General features: G+C 72.1%; 5 protein-coding genes. 2 read left to right on the plus strand and 3 right to left on the minus strand.

Annotated features, from left to right (window positions below; genetic code table 11):
• The 3 genes from AC5LUJ_RS04075 to AC5LUJ_RS04085 form a co-directional block, all read right to left on the minus strand.
• A partial coding sequence (locus AC5LUJ_RS04075; protein WP_493464481.1) for a glycosyltransferase family 2 protein occupies window positions 1–1778 on the minus strand: 1778 nt, incomplete at its 3' end.
• A gap of 503 nt (window positions 1779–2281) precedes the next feature.
• Window positions 2282–2842 (minus strand): hypothetical protein, encoded by a 561-nt coding sequence (locus AC5LUJ_RS04080; RefSeq protein WP_250285447.1) that lies wholly within the window; start codon window positions 2840–2842, stop codon window positions 2282–2284.
• A gap of 310 nt (window positions 2843–3152) precedes the next feature.
• Window positions 3153–4412: a glutamate-5-semialdehyde dehydrogenase gene (locus AC5LUJ_RS04085; protein WP_493464482.1), complete on the minus strand. Its 1260-nt coding sequence runs from the start codon at window positions 4410–4412 to the stop codon at window positions 3153–3155.
• A gap of 464 nt (window positions 4413–4876) precedes the next feature.
• Between AC5LUJ_RS04085 and AC5LUJ_RS04090 the strand changes: the two genes are divergently transcribed.
• Both AC5LUJ_RS04090 and AC5LUJ_RS04095 read left to right on the plus strand, forming a co-directional pair.
• Window positions 4877–6193 carry an exonuclease SbcCD subunit D gene (locus AC5LUJ_RS04090; RefSeq protein WP_250285449.1) on the plus strand — a complete coding sequence of 439 codons (1317 nt, stop codon included), beginning with the start codon at window positions 4877–4879 and terminating at the stop codon, window positions 6191–6193.
• Window positions 6193–8103: AAA family ATPase (locus tag AC5LUJ_RS04095; RefSeq protein WP_493464483.1), on the plus strand; the 1911-nt coding region annotated here is incomplete at its 3' end. The genes AC5LUJ_RS04090 and AC5LUJ_RS04095, both read left to right, overlap by 1 nt.

Here is an 8103-nt window from a genome sequence, read left to right on the forward strand (position 1 = left end):
TTTTCCGTCGTCGCGGCGGACGCCTTTTCCGTCGTCACGGGCGGCGGCGCCATGGCGATGACCGCCGTGGTCTCGGAAACCGGTGCCTCGGCCACCGCCGTCCTGGCTGCCGCGGGCCTGCTTGCCGCGGGGGTGCTCAGCGAGGCTTCGGACGCGGTCGCCTGGCGAGGTATGCCCGGCTGCTCGGACGCCACCGCCGGCAGCAGGCCGGGCTCGCCGACGGGACGCAGCCGGCCCGCGATCAGGGATCCCCACCATATGAAGATGGGAAGCAGGCAGATGATCAACGATAATGCCGCCCAGACCATGTTCGCCGGATACACATGGCCGAAGCCGACCGCGGTGGCGATGGAGATCCCGGATATCGTCGCCCAGAAGATGTGCTTACGGAAGGTCAGCAGCCGGTCGGGGCTTGCGCTCTGCCCCTTGGGCGTGACCACGAAACCGAGCGGACGCCGCAGCAGCGCGCCGACGAAGGCGGTCGAGTAGAACGGCGTGCACAGCATGGAGACGAAGATCCCGGAGATGCCGGCGGTGCCCTTCTCCTCATGCGGGCTGATGTTGAACCGTCGCAGCCAGATGTAGAGCAGCAGCCTGGCCACGGCCACGTCGATGTAGAGGGCCAGCCAGGACGATATCTGCACGGTCACCCCGGTCGACCCCAGGGCCATGTAGCTGACCGTGAGCATCATTCCCATCAGCCAGGTGAGGGCGACGGTCGGGTAGTGCAGCATCAGGGTGGAGTAGTGCAGACGGTGCCCCCACGGCAGCTTCCGCAGCCGGCGGACCGACTCGGTGACCAGGACCTCGTTGGAGCCCCGAGCCCACCGCAGCTGCTGGCTGAAGAAGTCCGTCCAGGTAGCAGGACCCTCGCCAACCGCTACGACATCCGGCGTGTATACCGACTTCCAGTGCTTTCCAGAGTCAGACTGATACTCTCCGTGTACAGCGAAGGAGGTGGCCAGATCCTCAGTGATCGAATCCTGGAACCCGCCGATCTGCCGCCAGGCCGACACCCGGTATGCGTGGTTCGTGCCGACGAACATGCCGCAGTCGAACCGGTTCGCGGCCCGCTGGATGACCGAGTGGAACATGTAGTTCTGCGCTTCCGCGCCCCGGGTCAGGAAACTGTGGAAGTTCCCGTAGACCTGCGGTCCCACGACAAAGGCGACATCGGGGTCGCGGAAGTAGCCGAGCATGCGCGAGGCGAAGTTCGGCAGCGGAATGTGGTCGGGGTCGACCGACAGCACGACGTCGTAGGAGCCGCCGTGGGCGTCCAGCCAGGAGTTGTGGTTACCGTGCTTCGTTTTGGCCCGGAATCTTCCCTTCGGCTGGTTCCACCTTTCCACCCCTTTGCGGCTGAAATGGTTGACCCCGAGGTCCTTGCACATCTGGCGGACTGTCGGGTCGTCCCCCTCGTCGAGCAGCCAGATGTCGATGGGCGTGCCATAACGGATCTGCCGGGCCGCGATCAGGGTGTCGCGTACGACGTCCAACGGCTCCTTCGACGGGACGATGGTGGTCGTGAACGCGATCCGCAGGCCCGCCGGCGGCCGGACCGGCACCGGGTTGCGCATGATGTAGGCGGCCCAGCAGAGGGTGATCGAGTTCAGTAACCGGATCCCCTCGGAGACGACGATCGTCCAGAACATGACCAGGTTGCCGATGTGCACCGGTGTCGGCAGATACCTGCTCTTGGGGAAGTGGCCCGGCTGGATCAGCCAGACGAAGAACAGCGACGACAACCCGACGGTGGCTATCAACAGCGGCAGCACCATCCAGAGCTCCCGCCCTACCATCACCTTACGGTAGGCAACGCGATACTCTGTGTCAGCAGGCGGAAGGGTGAGCGGACCCGCGAGCTTCGAGAAGGAGGTGTAGTCGTAGGCCAATTCTCTTCCAAGGACTCGTGCCACCCGCGGGTTGCGGTCAGCGCCACGACATACGTCGCATGCGGGTCACATGTCGCATGCAGATCGGTGAACGGTGAACCGGTCCACGTCGGGACAGGGATGGATGCCAGGGTCTTCGTCCGTCGTCGGCGCGTTCACGGCCAGCGGCCCGCCGGCCCGGGGAGGGCGCGCGTCGACCCACGTGCCGGTGGCGTCACAGCCGGATCGGTCCGCGCCGGTCGCGCGATCCGCCAAGGACGTCATGCCACCGAGGCGCTATGGAGGCTGTGGGACACCACCCCCGGACACAGGCCCGCGGGCGCGCGGAGGCAACAGGCAGGGGACGTCACAGGGAACGCTCCAAGGGACGTCACGGGCGCCGGCCGCCATCAGGCCACACCACCGGAGACACCGCTGGACACGCCACCGGGGGGCCGCTCGGAAGCGCCAGCCGCCCGCCACGCGGCCCAGCCGAGAAAAAGCCCACCGAGGACGAGCGCGGCACCGGCCACGAGACAGAGCCACAGGCCCACGCCCACCTCGGCGGTGGCCACCGGGTTGTCCGTCTGGAACGTGCCGATCCGCTTCCGCAGGAGGCTGGCGGCTATCGCGTCCCCAGAATTGATCTTCAAGACACTCAGGGCGGCGATGACGCCGCCGGCGACGGGCAGCGCCAGCCCGAGCGGGCGGACGCGGGGGAGCTCGGACAGCAGCACGCTGATGACGGCGCAGAGGATGCCCAGGCCGAGCACCACCTTGCCGTGCCAGGACAGCTCCAGCCCCGATCTGTTGCTGTGCAGCAGATCGGCGCCCCGGTCGGCGAGGGTCGCGCCCGCCCACGGCAGGAAGGCACCCACCACGGCGATCAGCCCCGCCACGCCGCACACATGAACAATAATCACGTCCACCGTGCGCGGCCCGGCACCAGTCGGCGCGTCCTCATCCGACACGGCGTTCCCTCCGTCGTTGGCACAGTCACACCATGGAATTTCGACATCCGACGCCCCCGAAACGGGCGGACGAGCAGACCATCTCCGGTCCGGTCACGGTCCGGGCCAGGGGACAAGTAACGGAATTTCCAGAGCTGTCCCCTACCGAGCCAGAAGCGTACCCGCCACCATGGTCCGGCTGTCGGCATCCCCCTTGTTTGGCCAGGTCACCGGCTGGATGCCGCACCGGCGGGCCGCCCCTCCGCCCGGCGTTCACAAGTGCGGACCACCGGCTCCACAAAAACACGATCACACCGCTGGCGTCCCCGTGCTAAACCACCAGATGACCGTCGCCGACGCCCACCCAGGTGGTGGATGTCAGCTCGGTCAGGCCCATCGGCCCACGGGCGTGCAGCTTCTGGGTGGAGATCCCGATCTCGGCGCCGAAACCGAACCGTTCACCATCGGTGAAACGGGTCGAGGCGTTGACCATGACCGCCGCGCTGTCGCAGGTCGCGATGAACCGGCGGGAGGCGGCCAGCGAACGGGTCACGATCGCCTCCGTGTGCCCGCTGCCCCACCGGCGGATGTGCGCGACGGCGTCGTCGAGGGAGTCCACCACCCGCACCGCCAGGTCCAGCGACAGGTACTCGGCGGCCCAGTCCTCCTCCGTCGCGGGCAGCGCCGAGGAGTCGTGGGAGCGGACCGCGTCGTCGCCGTGGACCGTCACCCCCGCCTGCCGCAGCGCCGCGAGCACCCGCGGCAGGAAGGCGTCCGCGACATCCGCGTGCACCAGCAGCGTCTCCGCCGCGTTGCACACCGACGGCCGCTGGGTCTTCGCGTTGAGGGCGATCGCCAGCGCCTGGTCGAGGTCCGCGTCGACGTCGACGTAGACGTGGCAGTTGCCGACCCCGGTCTCGATCACCGGCACGGTGGACTCCTCCACCACGGTCCGGATCAGCCCGGCGCCGCCGCGCGGGATCAGCACGTCGACCAGGCCGCGCAGGCGCATGAGCTGCTTGACCGACTCGTGGCCGCCGCCGGGCACGAGCGCGACCGCGTCCGCGGGCAGCCCGGCGGCGGCCACCGCGTCCCGCAGCGCCGCGACCAGCGCCGTGTTGGTACGCAGGGCCGAGGCGCTGCCGCGCAGCAGCACGGCGTTGCCGCTTTTCAGGCACAGGCCGGCGGCGTCGACCGTCACGTTCGGGCGGGCCTCGTAGATGATCCCGACCACGCCGAGCGGCACCCGGACCTGGCGCAGCTCGATCCCGTTGGGGAGCACCCGGCCGCGTACCACCGTGCCGACCGGGTCCTCGAGCAGCGCGACCTGGCGCAGGCCGTCCGCGATCGCGGCGAGCCGGCCGGACGTGAGGGTGAGCCGGTCGACCATGGCCTCGCCGGTGCCCGCGGCCCGCGCGGCGGCCACGTCCGCGCCGTTGGCCGCCAGGATCAGCCCAGTGCCGGCGATCAGCGCGTCCGCCATCGCGTGCAGCGCGCGGTCCTTGTCCGCGCGGGACAACGGAGCGAGCACGGCCGCGGCGTCACGCGCCCGGACCGCGGTCTCGCGGACATCCTCCGCAAGGCTGTTCATGACCAGTTCCTCCCGACCTGACGGCTCGTCCGACACGCCACCCCAGCGGGCCGGAAACGGCGCGATCATGTTCCCGCGCCACCGGAGGACCGCGTGTGCGGGGCGGCGGACCGACGGCTGCGCGATCATGCCCGCGCCGCCGGAGGCCCACGTTGCCGCAGGTCGCGGAGGGTCGGGGCGGCACAACGATGTTCCCGCGCCCGGGCCCCACCGGCTCCGGGGCTCCCGTCGGCTCGGCGGCGCCGGCTCGGGAGCCCGCGAGCCGGCCCGGGACGTCCGGACGGCCCACATTTCCGTGGCACTACGAGGTTACCGGCGTGGAGGTTACCGGCGTGTCAGGGCAGCCTCGAGGATGCCTCCCCCGAGCCGGCGGCGACGCGGTCACGGTTTCCGTGGCGGGACGGGCACGCACGCAAACCGTACCCGCGTGCGGAGGCGCCGGCGGCGCGTCCTACCGTGCTGACATGCTCGTGCTGCACACATCCGACTGGCACTTCGGGCGTACCCTCCACCGGTTCGACCTGCTGGCGGCGCAGGCCGCCTTCGTCGACCATCTCGTCGAGGTCGTCCGGGCCGAACGCGTCGACCTCGTCGTGGTCAGCGGGGACGTCCACGACCGGGCCATCCCGCCGGTCGCGGCGATGCGGCTGTTCGACGAGGCGCTGTCCCGGGTGCGGGACGCCGGCGCGCACGTGGTGGTGATCAGCGGCAACCACGACGCCGGCGCCCGTCTCGGCGACAAGGCCGGGCTGCTCGACCCCCGGGTGCGCATCAGGACGGACGTGTCCGCCATCGCCACCCCCGTCACCGTCGAGGACGGGCACGGGCCCGTCCACGTCTACCCGCTCCCCTACCTGGAGCCGGCGGCGGTGGTCGACGCCCTGCCGGCGCTTCCCGCCCCGGGCGGCTACGACGGGCCCCACCCCGGCGGCACGAGTGCGGCAATAGACAACAGAGACACAACGGACGCGAAAAGCGATGGCCCGGTGGCGTCCAATGACACAACGGGCACGAATAGTGACACTGTGACTTCGAGCAGGGATGATCCGGTCGTAACCGGTGGTAGCAGGGCGCTGTCGCACGCCGCGACGCTGGGCCGGGCCATGCGGGCCGTGCACGCCGACCGGGCCCGGCGCGGCGGCCGCAGCATCGTCTGCGCCCACACCTGGGTCAGCGGCGGCCAGGGCAGTGACAGCGAACGCGACATCAGCGTCGGCGGGCTCGCGGCCGTCCCGGCGAAGCTCTTCGACGGGGTCACCTACACCGCGCTCGGGCACCTGCACCGGCCACAGGCGCTGGACGAGGGCCTGCGCTACAGCGGCTCGCCGCTGCCCTACTCGTTCTCCGAGGCGGGCGACGTCAAGTCGTCGCTGCTGGTGGAGATCGACGCGGACGGCCTGTGCGGGCTGGAGGAGATCCCGGTCCCCGTGTACCGCGGCCTCGCCCGGCTGCGCGGCCGGCTCGCGGAGCTGATGGCCACCGCCGACTACGAACGGCACACCGCCGACTTCGTCTCGGTGGTGCTCACCGACCCGGTCCGCCCGCTGGACGCGATGGCGGCCCTGCAACGCCGCTTCCCCTTCGCTCTCACCCTCAGTCACGAGCCCGCGCTCGACGCCACCGGCGACGAGCTCACCTACGGCCGGCGCGTCCACGGGCGTCCCGATCTCGCGGTGGCCGAGGCGTTCGTCGCCCATGTGCGCTCCGAATCGAGCGAGCGTGAACGGGCCCTGTTACAGGCGGCGTTGGACGACGCCCGCCGGGCCGAGGACGCGGCCTGATGCGCCCGCACCGGCTGGAACTCACCGCCTTCGGAGCCTTCCCGGGGAAGGTCGAGCTGGATTTCGACCGGCTGGGGGCCGGCGGCCTGGTACTGCTGTGCGGCGAGACCGGCGGCGGGAAGACCACGCTGCTCGACGCGCTCGGCTTCGCACTCTACGGGGTCGTCCCGGGGCTGCGGGCCCGCGCGAAGGACCTGCGCTCCCACCATGCCGAGGCGGACGCCCAGCCACAGGTCCGGCTGGAGTTCAGCGTGTCCGGGCAGCGCTACCAGATCACCCGTACAGCCGGCTGGGACAGGCCCCGGCGCGGCGGCGAGGGCAGCTCCCGGGTGAACCCGACCGCCCTGCTCAGGCGCCGGACCGACACCGGCTGGGAGGCTGTCGCCCAGCGCAACGAGGACGTCGGGCTCGAGATCGGCCGGCTGCTCGGGATGACCGCCGAGCAGTTCTTCCAAGTGATCATGCTGCCGCAGGGGCGTTTCGCCGACTTCCTCCAGGCCGACCACGACACGCGGGAACGGCTGCTCAAGCGCCTGTTCGCCGTCAGCCGGTTCGAGCACGCCGAACAGTGGCTCGCCGACCAGGCCAAGATCGCGGGCGAGCGGCTGGCCGCCGCGCGCGGCGACCTCGCCCGGGTGGCGGCCCGGGCCGCCGAGGCCGCCTCAGCCACCGAACCGGACGATCTCGAGGCCGACGCCGACTGGGCCGCCGGGCTCGCCGCGGCCGCGGACGCCGCCGCCCGCACGGCCACGCGGCACGCCGGAGCGGCCGCCGACGCCCGCCAGCAGGCCGAGGGGTCGCTCGACCTCGCCCGCGGGCTCGCCGAACGCCAACGGCAGCGGCGGGCGCTCGACACCAGGCTGGCGGCACTCGAGGCGCAGCTCCCGGCGACCGAGGAGCTGGCCACCGAGCTGGCCGCCGCCCGCCGCGCCGCCACCGTCCGCCGCGCCCTGGACCAGGTGCGGGAGCGGGCGGACGAGCTGACCCGGACGCGGCTGGCCGAGGACGCCGCCCGCCGCTGCCTGGAACTGCTCGGCGCCCGGCACGACGTCGACGTCGACGAGCTGGCCCGGCTGGCCCGGGTCGCCCACACCGACATGGGACGCCTCGAGCAGTTCGCGAACATCCTGGCCGCCGCCGACGCGGACGACGACGCCGCCACGGCGGCCGACATCGACGCCGACACGCACGCGGCCGCCGTCGCCACCCTCACCGGCTACCTGCGCGCCGAACTGCCGGAACAGCGCCGTGCTCTGGAGGCCGGGCACAGCCGCGCCAGGGCCGCCGCGGCCGCCCTGCCAGGCGCGCGCGAGCAGGCACGGATGGCTGCCGAGCTGGCCGCCGCCGTGCGCCGGCGCGGGCAGGCCCTCACCCATGCGCACGACGTGGAGCAGGCCGCGCGACTGGCCCGCGAGCAGGCCGGTGACATCCGCCAGCAACGCTTCGACGCGATCACTGCGGAGCTCAGCGCCGCCCTGGTCGCCGGTTCGCCCTGCCCGGTCTGCGGATCCCTCGCGCATCCCGACCCGGCCGAGGCCCGCGCGGACCATGTCAGCAAGGACGACGAGCTCGCGGCCGGAGCCGTCGCCAACCGGCTCACGGCGCAGGCCACCGACGCCCGCCGCGACACCGACCGGCTCGACGAACGAATCCGCACGCTGACGCGCGCGCTGGCCAACCAGGTGGATCCCGCCGCCAGCGGGCCCGGGCCCGCCGCCAGCGTCCCCGGGCCCGCTGGCCCGGGCGCCCCGGCGCGGACAGCATCCCCGGCCGGCTCCGGCCCGGCCGGCGACAGGGCCGGCGCGGCCGGCGCAGCGGGTCCGGCGGGTACGGCGGTGGGCGCACCGACCACGGCGAACACCCCGCCGACAGGTCCGCTGCCCGCGAGCACAGCGCCCGCGAGCACAGCG

The organism is Protofrankia sp. CiP1_Cm_nod3, from assembly GCF_982290655.1.

What these genes read in the sequence shown, in the direction of transcription:
- AC5LUJ_RS04085 (WP_493464482.1), bottom strand. Translation starts at nt 4,412, where the DNA reads ATGAACAGCCTTGCGGAGGATGTCCGCGAGACCGCGGTCCGGGCGCGT.
- AC5LUJ_RS04090 (WP_250285449.1), top strand. Translation starts at nt 4,877, where the DNA reads ATGCTCGTGCTGCACACATCCGACTGGCACTTCGGGCGTACCCTCCAC.